Consider the following 17,151-nt stretch of genomic DNA (forward strand, 5'->3'; position numbering starts at 1 on the left):
CGTCATTGTTCGTGGAGCCGGTAGTACTCGTGGAGCATTCTGGGGAGATCGACGACCGAGCCGCGCGTCGGCCCTTCAGCCAGCGGTTCGTGGAGGAACCGGTCGGGGAGCGTGTCTTGCGCCTTCGTCACGCCGAAACGTCGGTTCAGACCCAGGTCACGTTGCACCGCGTCGCCGAAGTGCGCCTCCAGCCGTTCGGGCGTGTATTTCACGCCCGTGGCCGCGCCGAGCAGCCCCGCAGCGCTGTCGAGGTTGATCACGTCCATGCAGAGGCCGACGTTCTTGCACATGGTGAGCGAGTCGGTGAGCAGGGCGATCTTCTCCGAGTAGGTGACGAGCGCGGCCTTGCCCTCCTCGGCCAGGCGGTCGGCCGCCTTCTCGGTGCCGAACCGCTGCCGCGCCACCTCCCAGCGCTCGGTCAGCTCGAAATACGGCTCGGCTCGCAGGTGGTCGGCGCCGCGTGACGCCACCGCATACGTCAGGCCGTAGGCCTTGATGCCGCGTGGATCGCCGCAGATGATGTCGAGACCCTTGACCTGCATCACCAGTCTCTGCGCCGCCTCCGAGAAGCGCCGGGAGAACCGCGTCGCGCCCTCGGCCAGCGCGTCGCCAATCCCGCGCCTGTGGGCGATGAGTTCGACCAGCCGCCGCACCGTGTCGCAGTCGCCCCACGCGACCCGCATGCCGTCCACGTCCTCGGGTGTCACCAGGCCCTTGTCCTGGCACTCCATGAGCCAGCCGACGATCTCGCAGACGGCCAGCGAGTCCATCCCGTACTGGTTCAGCGTGCGGTTCATCTCGAGCGCGAACGGCAGGCTGCGGCTGCCGATGCGCGACGTGAAGCCGCACAGCGTCTCGAACTCCGGCCCTTCGGCTTCAACCCCCTCGCAGACGTAGTAGCGCGAGCAGTGGACGTGGCAGTTGTAGCAGCTCTTGTTCTTGACCTTGTAGGTGGATGCCAGCGTCTCGCCCGACACCTCGTCCACATACGAGCACAGGCCCTCCTGGAAGTGCCGCGTGGGCAGAATGCCGATGCGGTTGAGGTCCTGCATCAGCATCGTCGTGCCGAGGCGGCGGCGCTTGTCGTACTCGGGATGATCGAGGATGGCGCGGTGGACCTTGCGCACCTCGTCGAAGAACCGCAGCGGATCGTGGAGGCGTACCGCGCGCCTGCCGCGCACGGCGATCGCCTTGAGGTTCTTCGATCCCATGACCGCACCCATCCCGGCACGGCCGTTCACGCGGTGGCCACTCGACACGAGCGCGGCAAAGCGCACGCGGTTCTCGCCGGCAACGCCGATCGCCGCGACCTGGATGTCCCAGTCGCCGTGGTCCTGGCGGATGGCGGCGGTCGTCTCGACCACGTCGCGGCCGGCGAGGTCTGGGCACGGGACGAACCTCACGCCCTCTTCCGAGACGAGCAGGTACGTGAGGCTGTCGGCGCAGCCGGTGATGACGATCTGGTCGAACCCCGTCAACTTCATCTCGGGGCCGAAATGGCCGCCCGCGGCGGAGTCTCCGAGAATCCCGGTCAGGGGGGAGCGGGCCGTGACCGTGTAGTAGGCAGAGGCGGGCAGCAGTGTGCCGGTGAGGGGGCCGATGCCGAAGATGAGGACGTTGCCCGGACCCATCGGATCGCTCGCGGGGTCGAGATCCTCGGCGAGCCGCTTGGTGTTGGCGGCGCGCCCTCCGACCACGTCCTTGATCCAGCGCGGATCGAGCGGTTCGACCTCGAACCGGCGCGACGTCAGGTCCACGCGGAGGATCCGGCCGCCGTAGCCGCAGGTACGGTCAGCCACGCGCCACCCCCCATGTTGCGCGGGCCGACAGGCCGATCGATCGCACGAACAACGCCCGCTTGTGGCTCGGCCCGAGCCGCTCGCTGCCCGCCTTGAACGGGGCGAGCGACAAGACGCCGCCCGCGCACGGCGCGAATTCGATCGCGCCCTGCGTGCACGCCTCCACGCATCGCGGCTGGCCTCCGCACAGGTCGCAGACGTACGCGATGCCGTCCACCGGCTCGATGGCGCCGATTGGGCACGAGCGGGCGCAGGCGCCGCACTCCGAGCAGAGGGTGGGCGAGACGACGACCTGGCCGAGCGGACCCAGCGTGAGGGCGTCCGCAGGGCACGCCAGGCAATAGCGCTCCGCGCACTGCTGGCAGACGACAGGCGCGTCCACGCCGATCTCGTAGAGATTGACAACGCGGATGCGGGCCAGGTGCCGGCCCCCGCTGCCGGTATGATGAAACGCGCAGGCAGCCTCGCAACAGCGGCAGCCCGTGCACTTGCCCACGTCAATCCGGATCATCGACCAGCCTCTCCACGCGGAACAGGACCTGGCCCTTCGGATCGGGGCAGGTGAAGTGGCGCACGGAGTGGACCCAATGGCTGGACGGCAGATGTTCCTGCACGCCAAGGACGGGGAACACCGGCATCATGCTCTGAAGCGCCCACATGCAGACGAACTTCCCGTCAGGGACCGACAGCTTCGACCCGTCGAGGTAGAACGAATCCCCAATCATCATCGGCAGGTTGCAGCAGCCGCCGACACGTTCGACCGACACCTTGATCCTGGCCATTCCGGCTCCTTCTGCCCGGTGCGAAGCCGGTATCATACTGCATCCGAGTACATCGCAGCCGGCATCGCCGCCGAAGGGACATGTACAGCGCCCAGGACCTGGTCGCCATGATGGCCGCTGGGTGGCCACGGGCCAGCGGCGGTCGGTTCGCTACCGGATCCGGTAGATCTGCAGCTTGAAGGTCGCGCGACAGGAGTAACCCTCCAGGCGCAGTTCCACACGGTGCATGTCCTTCAGGTACGCGTGCAGCTGGCCCGGTCCCGAGACCTCGAGATCGCGGCCGCCGGCCGGACTGCCACACGTGCCGCCGGCCTCGCAGCAGACGGGCTTTGCGTCGATCAGGAGACGGAACTTGCCAGGGGCGCTCACCACGAACCGCCAGATGCCCTCGCGGAAGTACCCGTCACCGCGCCACTCCACCGCCCGTTCCACCCGATCCAGGTCCGCCCCATCCGGCGTACTGATGGTGGGCTGGTTCAGGCACGGCCCCGCGTGACCGCAGTCCACGGTCTCCAGGCTGGTGCAGATCCAGATGGGCCGCGCCGAGCTGCCGAGGCCAGCCACCAGCTCCACCTCGTGCACGTCACGGCCCTGGAGACCGAGCTTCACCTGCAGGCCGTCCCGCAGCGCCGTCTTCAGAAGCGCCAGCAGCGGCGAATCCGCATGCACGAGGACCGTCAGCTTCTGCGGGGTGAAGGTCCCGTTGTCGGACACATCGCCTTCCGGCGTCTGGCCGGGCGCGGTCGTGCACACCACCTCCACGTGCGAGGCGGCGAGAGCGTCCGCAGCCGTGTAGCTCTCATACCGCTGGCCGAGTCTCTCGATGAACGCGTACCTGTAGTCGAGATCGGCGGCTGGAAGCACGACGAAGCGGCACGTCTGGATGTAGCCCGCCGCGGTGGTCTCGCCTTTGCCGTCCGTTGCGGCATCGAGCTTCACCCCTTTGTCGGCGCCGGGCGTGTGCTCTGGCGCCACCATCAACTGCAGGGGACGGCGCGTCCTGTGGGCCCGCTGGATCATCTCGAGCTCTGCTTGTCCGGTCCCGGGATCGGGACGCTGCAGGTCGAGCAGGAGACCTTCCACGATGCCGTCGTCGCGGAGCAACGAGATGGCAGCAAGGTCCGGGGCGTCCCGGTACGGTGAGCTGCCAGATTCCGGACCGCGCTCGGTGATCGACACGCCGATCACGACGCCCTCCACGAGCCGCGACCCGCGCCGGCCGTCGATCGACTGCCGCGGCACGATGGTCACGTCCTGGATGAGGTTGCCCTGGCTCGCGTCGGACGTGAAGTTCAGTTCCACGGGCTCCACACGGGCCAGCGCGTCGCGCAGCAGGCTGAGTTGCCCCAGCCTCTTGTGTGCCTGGGTCAGATCGCCGTCGAGGTTGGGAATGAAGAAGGTTGTGATCGCGTTGCCGGCGTGCACCGCCTTGACGACGGTTTCCACCCAGCCATCGTCCCGCACCAGCGTGGATTGAACGAAGCCTCGATAAGTCGCCATATCACTCCTTCCGCGCTGTCCGGGGGGCGCCCCCGCGCGCGTCGCCGCCGGCCTGGCGGGGTCGGCTAGCGTCCACCGGCCGGCTCGTTGTCCCAGTAGGTCGAATGTTGAATGTCGCTCGCCTGGAGCGTGTGCGTGGTGATCACAGCGAGGTCACCCTTGATCACGATGCCCGCCCGGAAGATGTCGGTGGCGTTCACCGTGATGGTGATGCGTCCGACACCGGTGAAATTACTGGGCAGGCCGGTGATGGGCGGATAGTCGTCCGCCTCGATCAGAGCGGCGATCTGACCCGGGTCCACGCTGGCGCACTTCGGATCGTCGGCCGTGAATCCACCGGCGTGCGCGTGGAACTTGATGCCACCGTCCGGCTGCATTTCCGGCGTCAGGGTCAACGGCCCGGAGAAATTGATGTGCGCATCGGGCCAACACTGGATGTGCACCGTGGCCTGGCCGGCGATCCAGACATGGCCGACCGCCTGGCCGTGCTCGCCGGGGTCCGACAGATCTGCCGTGAGGTCGTGCACTTCCACGTCGTGGCCCTGGATGTTCCGTGTGCGCCCGTTCTCCGCGGCGATCACGGGCTGGATCGTCGCATTCACCTTGTCCCGGTTCACGCTCACGGCGAACCCCGAGGTCCCGGTGAACACGTCGGGGGTATCGCATGCGCCACCGACCGGCTCGATCTGGAGGGCCAGCACCTGCTGGCTCACGGTGGTGGGAACGAATGTCGTCAGGTCCATGGCGGCCCCGCTCGCCGGGGGATCGGGCTTGAAGATCGGCACGATCAGGTGCGAGGCGTAGTCGACGAGCTCGGCGGCGATGAGATCGCGGACCTGCTGGCGCGACGGGACGTCCTCGTGGAAATCGCCGAGCCCGCTGACGGCCGTCGCAATCTGGGCGCGGACGGTGGAGTCTCCGCCGACGGTATAGAGGTTGGGGCTCGCATAGTCGATCGCCACGTTGGCGGCCGTCACCGTCGAGAGCGAGACGGTGACGCGGTCGTCGGTCGGGTTCACTGGAAGGGTGACCGCCACGGTGACATGGACGGTCATGTCCGTGTCGATCCGGGTGGCGTTGTTGATGTTCTTTGCTTTCAGGTGACCGGGCAGATTGATCTTGACGTGACCCTGGTCGGGCACGTCCACGGTGATCGCTCCGCGAAAGCCCGGACTCCCCGGCGCGTCGTCGTAGATGTCCACCGTCACCTGCCACACATCGTCGGGGGCGGACAGCCCGGTGGCGACGCCCGACTTCACCTGATGCTGGAAGCTCGGATTCGCCTGATACAACGCATGTACTCGCGGCTCGACCAGTGCCGGCGTCAGGACGATCGCTCCACCATCGAGGGTGAGATTGAGACTTCCCGTGGTGACCGCGGGAAATGTCATGTTCAGGACGGGCGGCACGGCCGCGCTCTTCACCATGACGCCCGGGAAAGCGAATGCAGCCTGGTAGACGATGGAGTCGAGGATGGGAATCTCGGTGATCTGCGCCTGGACGCTCATCCGGAGGTGCAGGACGAACGCGAGATCGGCCGCCAGCAGATCCATGGTCGGCGGGTGAGTATCGAGATCGCTGAGGTGCGCGTCCACGGTCGCGTGATAGGTACCGACCGCGACGTTCTCCCGGTGGAACGAGGTCTGAATCCCGGCCGCATCTGCTTCCTTGAGAATGCCGTCGATCATCCCGTTCAAGGTGTTCGTCGGCAGTTCGATGATGTATCGGAAACAAGACGTCAGCGACACAGGCCGTCCTCCATGTTCTCCCGATCACACCTTGAAGGTGATCGAGTCCAGCCAGCACTGTTTCCGGTCGCCGCGTTTGTAAGCCTCGTAGGTCGATCGCGGGTGGAAAGTGAGTCCCCCTTTTCGCACGGCGTCGTACTCCAGCAGTCGAACCACCAGCGGATGCTGCGGTCCATACGCGCGCAGCCGGCCGGGCTCGAGTCTCGCCGGGTGGGCGGCCTCCTGCCCGAGTGGAGGCAGCTTGAGATGCGTGAACAGCAGCTCGGCTCGATGCTCGGGCGACACCGGGATTTCCGGCCTTCCGGTGATTCGCTCCAACTCCGCTTTCAGCTCCGTCTCGAGTTCCGCCGTGCGCCGCTCCCTGGCGGGCGGATTGTGAAACGTGTTGTAGACGTGGTCGCGCATCTCCTGGTTGAACCGCACACCGAGGTCCTCCAGGACGTAGATCGGGTTCACCAGCAGGAGCCTGGCAATGTCGGGATTGGCGTTCAGGCGGCGGCAGATTTCCCTCATGTTCTTCGCCAGGTCTCGACGCGACTCGACATTCAACTCGGGCGTATGCTCTGGCATGTTCTCTGGCGGTCCCATTGCTCCCTCCCGCGGCCAGCAGGCCCCCCGGGATGTCCGACCAGGCCTGCCGGCAGCCGATGACCAAGCGGTGACAACGGCAACCAATGCGTCACACGGCCGATCGATCAGCGGGATCGATCGGCGGCACCTGCGGCGGCGCCTGGCGACACGACGTGAAAGGTCGAGGTCCCACGAGGCCGGCGACCGGAGACGGCGGAACGTCCGGGGAAGGATGGCCGCGCCTGTCGCGCGGACCGTCAATTGCGAGCGAAGGAGCGACGCCGGGCTGCTAGTCGCAGGACTCGTCGGATGTCCTGATGGTGCGGACCTTGGCGAGGGTCTTCTTGATTTCAGCGAACAGGGTGTCGTCGTTCAGCAGAGCCAGCAGTTCGCGCGGGTTCTTGCCCTTGGCGTGCTTCACGCCGAGCTCGAGCAGGTGGTTGCTGGCCTCCTTCTCCTCCGCGCTCATGTACTTCTGCGCGCGGTGGAGCGCCGCCCGGGCGTCGCGGATGTGCTGCTCGGTGATCCGGCTCTCCGAGCGTTCCGCTTCCATGAAGGTCCTGCGCGCCTCATCGACGTACTTGTCGTACATCTTGCGGGCGTGGTCGCGATCGTCCTGGGAGATCTCGGTGCGGTGGAACCGATCGAGCAGCCGCGCCTCGTTGAGGAAGAACACGTCCACCGCCCAGCGTCCGATCCTGGTCTGACGAAGGTACTTGTCCCGAACCTGGTTCGCCATGCAGGCGTCATGCTTCAGATCCACGCCCAGCAGCGAGCTTGCCGCCGAGGTCGAGCCGCAGCCGCAGTGGTCGTCGCTGCCACCCTTGCCACCCTCGCAGATGACCGAGCCCGAATCACCCCCATCGGACATCCAGGCCGTGGCAACCTGGTGGTCGAGCGTCGCGCTGCCGAAATCGTAGGTAATCGTGGCGCTGACGTCGATCTCGGTGATCGTGGACGTGGTGTACTCGGTGGTCCGGCCGACCTTCTCCACGTTCATGCCGATCGCGGGCGCCACATCCGACCCCGGCCCGGCCGGGAACTGGATGTTGAGCTGGGACAGCACGTTCGACATCTGGTTCATGAGGGTGCGGTTGCACGATCCGGCGAAGAGTAGGCCCACCGCCGGGTGCGTGGGACTGGGCACGGGCATCAGGTTGTTCTTCATCTGATCGACCACCATGCCGGCCGCGTCCCCCGCCACCTGAGCGATCGCGCAATCCACCGTGCTGCCGGTCGTGTTGATCGTCACGAAACGCTTGAGCGTGGCGATCCGGTCCGCCGGGTCCGCGCCCCCGTCGAACGGCCCCGGCTGCACGATCGCGTCGCCAATGGCGGCGGCGTTCTGGTTCGCGAGGACGTGGTTGTTGCTCAGGATGCAGAGCGACCTGTCGGTGTTGTCGTTCACGAGGCAGCCCAACGTCCCCGCCGTGATGGCCGTGTGCCCGATGCTGATGCCCGAGGGCGCGGGCCGGTCCCGGCCGAGGAACGACAGCGGATAGAACGGTCCGGTCTCGACCACGTCGACCTCGACGCAGTCGCCGCCCAGGTACAAACGCCGCGGCAGCAACCGGCTGTGTGGAAGGAACTGGGCCGGCACCTTCTTGACCACGTAGATCACCAGCGCCGGATGCTCGGTGACTTCGCCGTGAGCGATCCGCCGCCCGAACGCGGCGCCGACGACATTCGCGTCCTTCCGCAGGGACTCCCAGTGGTTGCGCTTGAGGGCCGAGACCAGGTATCTCGACTTGAGAAATCGATCGTCTGGCATCACAACCTCCCTTCTAGTGCTGGAGCTTGAACTCGCCCGTCACCACGAATCTCAGACGCACGCCCTCCAGAGCCGCCGGTTCGGCCGGCACGTCGCTCTTCTCCTTCACGTAGACCACAATCGCGTATCCACGGCCTCCGGGTTCGTCGCTGCCGACGCCGGTCCCCACCGCTCGATACGTGCGCACCACCTGATCGCGGTGCTCTGCCAGCAAGCGCTTCACGCTCTCCACATCCGTCGGATCGGCCACCTCAGTTCGACTCCTTCTCCGGCGGAATCCCGCCGGTGTCGCCCGGATTCGCGGCGCGCGCGAGTGTCGACTCCAACCCACCCCAGGGGCAGCGGACGATGTAGTCCAGCAGATCCGCGAGCCCCACGCGATAGATGCTCGACGGCATGCGATCCAGGCAGCGTCGTGCGTTCGCTGCATACACGTCCATCGTGGATCTGGACGCCTCCACCACCGTCGGCCGCGCCAGGATCTTCTGCATCCGCGCCCGTTCGCGCCGGTTCAGCGTCTCCGCGCGCGCCAGCTTGCCGAGCAGCGGGTCCTCCGGATGCAACTCCCACGCGTGAACCATCGGCAGCGTCACCGTCCCCTCGGCCACGTTGTTCTGCAACGTCTTGGATGCCTTGAGCGGGTCGCCCAGAATGTCCATCAGATCGTCCACCATCTGGAAGGCCAGCCCCATGTTCATGCCGAACTCCCGGTAGATCTGGCGGAGTTCCTTGCCGGCACCCGCCATGGCTGCGCCCGCCTCCGCGCAGCCGGCGAAAAAGGCGGCTGTCTTCTTCCCAATGATGCCGATGTAATTGTCCATGGACATCCGGGATGCCCCGTCGCGCCGGTTCAAGTACCTGTCGAGCTGGTCGGCCTCCCCGTGCGCAATCGCCAGCCCGGTGTTGGCCAACTCCTGCGCCAGGACGATGTCGTCCCGGGATATCGCCGCGTCCAGAACCAGCTTGAGACCCCGAAACACCATGTAGTCGCCGATCAGCAGGGCCAGCCCTTCCCCGTGCAGCACCTGCATGCTGGGCTTACCCCGCCGCACGGTGCTCCGGTCCACGATATCGTCGTGGACCAGCGAGGCCTCGTGGAGCAGCTCAATCGCCGCAGCCAGGCGCGACTCCCGGCCATCGAACACGGGTCGCGTCGTCCGCAGCACTTGAACCGAGAGGTTGGAAAGGAGAAATGTAATGGGTCGGAGGCGTTTGCCCGTCGGCCAGGGATGATCGGCCAGGAATCGGACCGACCTGATCTCGATCAGGTGGATTTCCAGATCCCGGAGAAGGTCCGCCACCAGGGTGACACACAGACGCGACCGAAACTCCGAACCGAACCCAGGCGTATCGGCATCCGCTCGAGCCATATGTCGTACCAGGCCCTCAACGGCCTCTGCGACTCCGACGTCCCAAGACGAGGATCACAGCCCAAAGGGGACCGCGTTCTCGGAGCGATCCCCTGCCGCAACAATGCCGAATCGATTTGAGGCTCACCGCATTCTACGCCCCCCCAGGATGCACAGACGAAAGATGTCAAGCCCGACAATGAGTCTGCGTGCAAATCCTCCGTCCATCTCGGCTCGGCCGCATGGATCGGCACTCCCCCGGACCGGCAGGAATGGTTGACCCGCCGAGGTCGTCAGCCGTATAGTCTATCCGCATATCCGGATATATGGTCATATCGCTGCGATGACTTCACCACCCCAGCTCTTTCGCGCCCTGGCCGACCGCACCCGCCTGCGGATCGTGAACCTGCTCGCCCGCGGATCGCTCTGCGTCTGCGACATCCAGCGCATCCTCGAACAACCGCAGTCGAGCGTGTCACGCCACCTGGCGCTGTTGAAGGCGGCAGGCCTGATCCGCGACCGCCGCGACGGCATGCGGATCTTCTACGGCTTGACCGGCTGGGATTCACGCCTGGCGCGTGCGGTGTTGACCGCCCTGCGGGCCCACCTTGCGGCAGAAGCCGACTACGGCGCCGACATCGAGGAACTGATGCGGCTCCGCGAGAGGGGCGCCTGCCACGAGGAACCGAAACACCCTGGCACCCCGCGGCGACGTGCTCGACGTGCCATCGAGAGCCACCCGGAGGTATGAATGGCCGGGCAGTTGGTGCTCTTCGCTTGCGTGCACAATGCCGGACGATCGCAGATGGCGGCCGCGCTCTTCAACGCCCTGGTCGATCCCGCGAGGGCGCGAGCGCTCTCCGCCGGAACCAAGCCGGGCCCGGTGGTCCATCCCGAAGTGGCCATGGTGATGCGCGAGATCGGCATCGACCTGTCGTCGGCCACGCCGCGTCAACTGACCGACGACCTGGCTGGGCGCGCCACCCTGTTGATCACGATGGGTTGCGGCGAACAGTGCCCGTACGTGCCCGGCGTGGAGCGCAGCGACTGGGCGCTGGCCGACCCGAAGGGCCGACCGGTCGAGGAAGTCCGGGCTATTCGCGATGACATTCGCTCACGTGTCGCGGCACTGATCGAGGCGCGGGGATGGCAGGCGTGACGCATAGCACGGAGGATTGAACGATGTCCGAACACGTGACCTCTCGCCTGTCGTTCCTCGATCGGTACCTCACACTCTGGATCTTCCTCGCCATGCTTGGAGGTGTGGGCGCCGGCTATCTCCTGCCGGACGTCGTCCGGCTGATCACCGCGTTCCAGGTCGGGACGATGTCCATCCCCATCGCCGTCGGCCTCATCGTCATGATGTATCCGCCCCTGGCCAAGGTTCGCTACGAGGAACTCGGTGAGGTCTTCAGGAACACGAAGGTTCTCGTGCTCTCGCTCGTTCAGAACTGGATCGTCGGCCCGGTGCTGATGTTCGTCCTTGCCATCGTCTTTCTTCGCGACTACCCGGAATACATGGTCGGCCTGATCATGATCGGCCTCGCGCGCTGCATCGCGATGGTCATCGTCTGGAACGAGTTGGCAAAGGGCGACACGGAATACGCGGCTGGCCTCGTCGCGTTCAACTCGGTGTTCCAGGTGCTGTTCTACTCCGTCTATGCCTGGGTGTTCATCACCGTCCTTCCCGGGTGGTTCGGCCTGAAGGGTGTTGCGGTCAACATCTCGATCGGTGAGATCGCGAAGAGCGTCTTCATCTATCTCGGCATCCCGTTCCTGGCCGGCATCCTCACGCGCTTCTTCCTGGTTCGGGCACGAGGACGGCAGTGGTACGAGACCCGGTTCGTCCCGAAGATCAGCCCGCTCACGCTCATCGCCCTGCTGTTCACGATCGTGGTCATGTTCTCGCTCAAGGGCGAGTACATCGTTCAGCTCCCCATGGATGTCGTCCGGATCGCCATCCCGTTGCTGATCTACTTCGTGGTGATGTTCCTCATGTCGTTCTACATGGGCTACAGGCTCGGCGCCGACTATTCGAAGACGGCCACGCTCTCGTTCACCGCGGCGAGCAACAACTTCGAGTTGGCGATTGCGGTGGCCGTCGCGGTCTTTGGCATCCACTCCGGGGCGGCGTTCGCGGCGGTCATCGGCCCGCTGGTCGAGGTTCCGGCGCTCATCGCCCTGGTCAACGTGTCGCTGGCGTTCCAGAAACGGTATTTCAGGAGTGAGGCACCGGCCGCATCGCGCGCGTGAAGGCGTCGTCATGTCCGATCACCACAACGAGAGCCGCTCATCGATCGCGCCGACATCGTCTGCCGACCCGGGTTCTGCCGAATCACACCGGTTGCCGCGATATCTGGCCGCCTGTGCGGTTGCCGTGCTCGTGTGGGTCGCCGTCTACGCGAACCTGCAGCCGTTCGCCGCGTGGCTGACGTATCGGGTCATCGGTCTCGAACGCGGGTCCCACCTCGCCTCGGCGGTGGAGTTCTTCGTCTTCGAATCGCCGAAGGTGCTGATGCTCCTCGTGGTCGTCGTCTTTGGAGTCGGCATCGTCCGCTCGTTCTTCACGCCCGAGCGGACGCGCGGCATCCTGGCTGGCAGGCGCGAGTCGGCCGGCAACGTCCTCGCGGCATTGCTCGGGATCGTCACGCCCTTCTGCTCGTGCTCGGCGGTGCCGCTGTTCATCGGATTCGTCACCGCCGGCGTCCCTCTCGGCGTGACGTTCTCGTTTCTCATCTCTGCGCCGATGGTGAACGAGGTGGCGGTGGTGCTGCTCTTCGGCCTCTTCGGCTGGAAGGTGGCCGGACTCTACACGGCCACCGGCGTGCTGATCGCCATCATCTCGGGGTGGACGATCGGCCGGCTTCGCCTCGAACGTCATGTCGAAGCGTGGGTCTTCAAGACGCCCGCGGGCGGCGCTGGACTGGCCGAGCAGCGCCTGGAGTGGGCCGATCGAATCGAGGCGGGCTGGCAGGCGATGAGAGAAATCGTCGGCCAGGTGTGGCCCTACGTGCTGCTCGGGATCGCCGTCGGCGCCGGCATCCACGGCTACGTGCCGGAGAACTTCATGGCCTCCATCATGGGCAGGAGCGCCTGGTGGAGCGTCCCGGTGGCGGTGATCATCGGCATTCCAATGTACTCGAACGCCGCGGGCATCATCCCCGTCGTGCAGGCACTGCTCGGCAAGGGCGCGGCCCTCGGCACGGTGCTCGCCTTCATGATGGCCGTCATCGGCCTGTCGCTGCCGGAGACGATCATCCTTCGCCGCGTGCTGAAGCCGACGCTCATCGCGGTGTTCGTCGGCGTCGTCGGAACCGGCATTCTCCTCGTCGGGTATCTGTTCAATATCGTCTTCTGAGGCAGTCAGCGATGAAGATCGCGGTGCACGGTCCGGGCTGCGGTCGCTGTCGACTTCGTCATCGAGCGTCGGACCCAGGACCCCGTCGGGGATCGTTTCGTCGAACGCCGTATAATCAAGTTGTCCTTGTCCCTCTCGTCGGATCGTCAAGAAGGAGCGTTGCGTGACCGAGCCCGAGGAAGATTTTGCTGCCATGTTCGAGGCTTCGCAGAAGGCGAGGCGCTTCGAACGAGGAGAGACGATTGACGGCACGATTGTGGCGATCGGCCCGGACGTGGCATTCGTCAACGTCGGCGGCAAGGGCGAAGCCGTCATCGAGCTCGACGAACTGAAGAACGACGACGGCCTCGTCGAGGTCACCGTCGGCGAGCGCATCCAGGCGATGGTGGTGTCGACCGAGGGTGGGCTGACCCTCTCGCGGAAGCTCGCGCGCGGCGCTGCGAGCGCCCGACAGATCGAGGACGCCTTCCGCGCCGGTCTCCCGGTCGAGGGTAGGGTCGAACGGCCGGTGAAGGGCGGATACGAGGTGAGCATCGCCCGCCAGCGCGCCTTCTGCCCGGCGTCCCAGATCGACATCGCGCGGAACACGAACCCGGCGGACCACGAAGGGCACGTCTACACCTTCCGCATCATCGAGTACAAGGAGGGAGGCAAGAACCTCATCGTGTCCCGGCGTGCGCTGCTCGAGGAAGCACAGCAGGCACAGGCTGCCGAACTCCGCCAGTCGATCGTGGTCGGCGCGGTGGTCACCGGCCGCGTGGTCTCGGTTCGCGACTTCGGCGCCTTCGTCGACCTGGGAGCCGGGGTTCAGGGGCTGCTCCACGTCTCCGAGATGGCCTGGTCGCGCGTGTCGGACGCGTCCCAGGTCGTCACGCCAGGCCAGGAGATCACCGTCAAGGTGCTGCGCGTGGAGGCGGACACGAAGAGGATCGCCCTCGGGCTGAGGCAGCTCACCGGCGACCCGTGGTCGACGGTCCACACCACGTACGCAGTGGGACAGGTGCACACGGGGCGTATCACGCGCCTCGCGGAGTTCGGCGCGTTCGTCGAGCTGGAGCCTGGAGTCGAGGGGCTGGCGCACGCCTCCACGTTCGCCCCGACGGGCCGGACGGGCGGCTGGTCCCGCACGGTTGCCGTCGGCATGGAGGGCGCGTTCGAGATTCTCACCATCGATCTGGAGAAGAAGCGGATTGGCGTGGCGCTCGTGCCGGAGGGCTCGGCGAAGGCCGGCGGGAGCGCGGCCGTGCAATCGAAGATCGAGGCGGGCGCGCGTCTCACCGGCACGGTCGAGCGCCACGAGAAGTTCGGCGTGTTCGTGTTCCTCGGGTCGGGGCGCACCGGCCTCATTCCGATGAGCGAGACGGGCCTCGAGAAGGAGGCCGACGTGGCGAGGGCGTTTCCCGTGGGCGCCGATGTCGATGTCGTCGTCCTGGAAGTCGACGCCTCGGGCCGTCGCATCCGTCTCAGCCGCAAGGCTGTCCTGAACGCCCAAGAGACCGAGGAACTGCGCGACTACACGTCACGCACGGATGCGGAGTCGTCGAAGGGGTTCGGGTCGCTCGCCGACAAGCTCCGCGGAGCGCTGCAGCCGCGGAACAAGTAACCATCCCCGTCAGAAACCTGCCGTGCCGTCAGGACGCGTTGCGGGCCTCCTTCCTCGATCTCGTTCGGGGGAGGACCCTGCGCGTGTCGCTGGTGGCCGGCTCGGCTCGATGCCGCGACAGGTCCCCGGTCTTCAGTAGAAGAAGGCGACCGTGATCAGGAGGAGCGCCCCGAGCAGGAAGGGCCAGTAGAGCAGTTTTGCGACCAGGTTGTCTCGGTAATGGATGATCCGAATCTCGTTGCCCATCGCGAACAGGACGGAGTTCACGGAGACCCAGAGGATGTTCAGGTAGGTCAGGAAGCAGAAGTACTCGAGGTAGAAGACCTCCTCCGCGCCGAGCCGGCGGCGGATGTCGATGTGGCTGAAGGCAATGACGAAGATCATCGCCGCACAGATGTTGAGGATGCGCCCCGACCCCGCCTGCATGAAGCCCACGAGACGCTCGTCCCTGCTGGCGATCATGATGAGCGTGAAGAGGAGGACCGAGATGATGATGAGGGGCGTCAGGTTCGAGATGAACGCGTCGAGGAACACCCGCTTCGCCGAGATGTTGAAGTAGAGCGCCGGGAAATCGGCCTTGGACAGGCCTCTCTCGAAGCCGAAATTCGTGCCGGTCTCCCGCCGTCGGAGCTCGAAGAAGGACTGATCGACCTTCCAGCCGGTCAGCGACAGGTCCCGGTCGAGGCCCGGCAGCGAGGCGGGGTTGGTGAGCCGGTAGCCCGCGAGATCGGGGATGAGGACCACGTTGTGATTGAGGTCCTTGTGCGCGAGTCGCAGGCCGAGGAGGCTCTGTTCGAGCGGATAGCGAGAGTGATCGAGCCGGACGTGCAAGGTGGCGGAGAACTGCCAGCGAACCACCTCGAACCCGTTGTCGATCGCCCGGTAGTTCTCGGCGATCTCGACTGTCGAGGCGCCGCCGACCACGAATCCGCGCGTGAGGTGATCCTGGGCCCCCGGGGTGTACTTGTTCCAGACGTAGCCCGTCAGGGTCAGATCGCTGGGGCCGGAGAAGAAGGCCGATTCGATGAAGACGCCGGTAGGCACGAACTGTGGCGGTTCCGTGTGGTTCCGGTCGCAGAGCTGCCGGTATTCGTCCATCACGTGGCGGAGCGTGCCGACATCACTGACCTTGACGCCGATTGCCCGCCGGTGCCCGTCGTTGGCCAGCGAGAACCACCAGATCGTCCCCATGGCGACAGCGAACACCAGGGCCCACGTGAGTGAAACGGCCCAGAGGGTGGTGGCCCGGCCCGTGTCGGCCCGGAACACCAGCGCCGAGAACAGGCACAGGAAGAGGACGAGCGCCAGGACGGCGTGGACGAGTTGTCGCCGGAGGAGTCGAGCGTCGAGCGGCAGGTCGTCTTTGATGAACGTGTTCTGGAGCGACCAGCCGGTTGACGGCACCGGCGTGTAGACCAGCCACGCCGCCATGCCGGTTGTCGTGCTCGAGTGCTCGATCACCCCGCTCTCTCTGGAGCGGACCTTGTCCACCAGCAGCCGCCGGGTCTGGTCCCCACTTGCCTTGGCCACGTCGAGAAGGGTCTTTCGCTCGATCACGTAGCTCGAGACCGGATGGTGGAGGTAGACGCCTTTCGACGAGACCAGCGCGCCGAACCCCGAGGGGCCCAGGTCGGCGGCTTCGATGAGGCGCCGGATGCCGTCGAGGGCGATATCGAGGGTGACGACTCCCAGGGGGCTCCCCTTGTCCGGGCCGTAGAAGGGTGCGGAATAGGTGACCAGCAGCCTCTCCGCGATCTCGTCCCAATACGGTTCGGTCCACATCGCTCCGCGCGCCATCGGCGGCCCGTACCATTCGCAGTCGGGCTTCGTGTAGTCCACGACCCGGTCGAGTTCGTAGAACTGCAGGCCACCGGCCTTCCTCACGAAGTAGGCTGAATACAGTCGCCGGTCCGGCGTCTCCGAACGGCAGGAACTCGACCGGGACGAGCAGGTCGTCGTAGCCGCGTTTCAGTTTCGCCGAGTCCGTGACCGAGAGGGAGAGCAGCGTGCGTCCGTGGAAACTGCCTGAGAAGGCGAGGTGCGCGCGCCCGTCGAGATCCGTCAATTGGTCACCGCTGCCCGAATGGAACACCACCGGATGGGGCGAGTCCGGGGGCAGCAGCGGCGTCACGGCGAGCGTGCTCGCGCCGAACCAGGTGGCCGGGCTCCTCAGACCTCCGGAGCCTCTTCGTCGGGCACCAGCATCATGACGATGTCGCCGGCGCGTGGCCCTGCGATCCGAACCCGGTGGCCCCGATCCGCTTCCCGCTGAGGACGTTTCGGTTGGCGTCCGTATCGCAGAACACTCGCAGTGCTTTTCGCACTCCTTCCTTCTGCGGGTCTCGCGCCCGAGCCTCAGTTCAGCATCGTCTCGGTCGTCCCCGCCCCCGGGGGGACGACAGGGTGGACGTTCTCTTCCTGGCGGACTATTCGTGGCCTTCTCACATCGTCCTAGCGACGCTTCAATGCCTTCCAGTTGAGGACGGTTCCTCCCAGGTAGGCGATGCCGGCCGAGAGAAAGACCAGATGAGACGCCACGCCCGCCAACAAGACTGGTCCTTCCCGGAACCCCAGGGCGACCATGAAGGTGAGGATGATGAACAACCCGCGCAAGAGGAACAGGCTCCCGATCCCAACCAAGGCGGTCCGCAGGAGCGGCAGGCGCCGGATC

16 protein-coding genes are annotated in these 17,151 nt (G+C 66.0%); 5 read left to right on the forward strand and 11 right to left on the reverse strand.

From position 1 onward, the window contains the following. Positions 1–2 precede the first annotated feature (2 nt). From VGK32_05720 to VGK32_05760, 9 genes are all read right to left on the reverse strand, one after another. The gene (locus VGK32_05720) at positions 3–1,799 is read right to left on the reverse strand and encodes an aldehyde ferredoxin oxidoreductase family protein (GenBank protein HEY3381246.1); all 1,797 of its coding nucleotides are present in this window, start codon (positions 1,797–1,799) and stop codon (positions 3–5) included. Further along, positions 1,792–2,310: a 4Fe-4S dicluster domain-containing protein gene (locus tag VGK32_05725; GenBank protein ID HEY3381247.1), complete on the reverse strand. Its 519-nt coding sequence runs from the start codon at positions 2,308–2,310 to the stop codon at positions 1,792–1,794. The genes VGK32_05720 and VGK32_05725 overlap by 8 nt, the downstream gene beginning before the upstream one ends. Beyond that, positions 2,297–2,581, reverse strand: a complete 285-nt coding sequence (locus tag VGK32_05730; protein ID HEY3381248.1) for a TIGR04076 family protein — start codon at positions 2,579–2,581, stop codon at positions 2,297–2,299. Before VGK32_05730 ends, VGK32_05725 begins: the two co-directional genes overlap by 14 nt. Positions 2,582–2,731: 150 nt before the next feature. Then, positions 2,732–4,081 (reverse strand): hypothetical protein, encoded by a 1,350-nt coding sequence (locus VGK32_05735; GenBank protein HEY3381249.1) that lies wholly within the window; start codon positions 4,079–4,081, stop codon positions 2,732–2,734. Between the two features lie 65 nt (positions 4,082–4,146). Then, complete coding sequence (locus VGK32_05740; GenBank protein HEY3381250.1) at positions 4,147–5,829, reverse strand: hypothetical protein; 1,683 nt, start codon at positions 5,827–5,829, stop codon at positions 4,147–4,149. 24 nt (positions 5,830–5,853) lie between these two features. Further along, entirely contained in the window at positions 5,854–6,417 is a 564-nt protein-coding gene (locus VGK32_05745) for a hypothetical protein (GenBank protein ID HEY3381251.1), read from the reverse strand. Between the two features lie 271 nt (positions 6,418–6,688). After that, positions 6,689–8,170 carry a hypothetical protein gene (locus tag VGK32_05750; protein ID HEY3381252.1) on the reverse strand — a complete coding sequence of 494 codons (1,482 nt, stop codon included), beginning with the start codon at positions 8,168–8,170 and terminating at the stop codon, positions 6,689–6,691. 13 nt (positions 8,171–8,183) lie between these two features. After that, positions 8,184–8,393 (reverse strand): hypothetical protein, encoded by a 210-nt coding sequence (locus tag VGK32_05755; GenBank protein ID HEY3381253.1) that lies wholly within the window; start codon positions 8,391–8,393, stop codon positions 8,184–8,186. A 28-nt stretch (positions 8,394–8,421) separates the two neighbouring features. Continuing rightward, positions 8,422–9,540 carry a polyprenyl synthetase family protein gene (locus VGK32_05760; GenBank protein ID HEY3381254.1) on the reverse strand — a complete coding sequence of 373 codons (1,119 nt, stop codon included), beginning with the start codon at positions 9,538–9,540 and terminating at the stop codon, positions 8,422–8,424. Positions 9,541–9,862: 322 nt separating this feature from the next. On the opposite strand from VGK32_05760, the gene VGK32_05765 reads away from it, so the two are divergent. The 5 genes from VGK32_05765 to VGK32_05785 all read left to right on the forward strand — a co-directional run bounded on the left by VGK32_05765 (position 9,863) and on the right by VGK32_05785 (position 14,480). Beyond that, positions 9,863–10,270 carry a metalloregulator ArsR/SmtB family transcription factor gene (locus VGK32_05765; protein HEY3381255.1) on the forward strand — a complete coding sequence of 136 codons (408 nt, stop codon included), beginning with the start codon at positions 9,863–9,865 and terminating at the stop codon, positions 10,268–10,270. Then, positions 10,271–10,678, forward strand: coding sequence for an arsenate reductase ArsC (locus VGK32_05770; protein HEY3381256.1), 408 nt, complete (start codon positions 10,271–10,273; stop codon positions 10,676–10,678). A gap of 23 nt (positions 10,679–10,701) precedes the next feature. Next, positions 10,702–11,772, forward strand: coding sequence for an ACR3 family arsenite efflux transporter (gene arsB, locus VGK32_05775; protein ID HEY3381257.1), 1,071 nt, complete (start codon positions 10,702–10,704; stop codon positions 11,770–11,772). 10 nt (positions 11,773–11,782) lie between these two features. Continuing rightward, positions 11,783–12,877, forward strand: a complete 1,095-nt coding sequence (locus VGK32_05780) for a permease (GenBank protein HEY3381258.1) — start codon at positions 11,783–11,785, stop codon at positions 12,875–12,877. 163 nt (positions 12,878–13,040) lie between these two features. Continuing rightward, a complete protein-coding gene (locus tag VGK32_05785; protein HEY3381259.1) occupies positions 13,041–14,480 on the forward strand; it encodes a S1 RNA-binding domain-containing protein in 1,440 nt (479 codons plus the stop codon). Positions 14,481–14,612: 132 nt separating this feature from the next. Here the strand turns inward: VGK32_05785 and VGK32_05790 are convergent, their stop codons facing one another. Together VGK32_05790 and VGK32_05795 are read right to left on the reverse strand one after the other, a co-directional pair. Then, on the reverse strand, positions 14,613–16,364 hold the full coding sequence (locus VGK32_05790; GenBank protein HEY3381260.1) for a hypothetical protein: 1,752 nt from the start codon (positions 16,362–16,364) through the stop codon (positions 14,613–14,615). A gap of 567 nt (positions 16,365–16,931) precedes the next feature. Continuing rightward, positions 16,932–17,151, reverse strand: a 220-nt coding sequence (locus VGK32_05795) for a hypothetical protein (GenBank protein HEY3381261.1), incomplete at its 5' end; no start/stop codon positions are given.

The organism is Vicinamibacterales bacterium (assembly GCA_036504215.1).
Classification (GTDB): Bacteria; Acidobacteriota; Vicinamibacteria; order Vicinamibacterales; family Fen-181; genus FEN-299.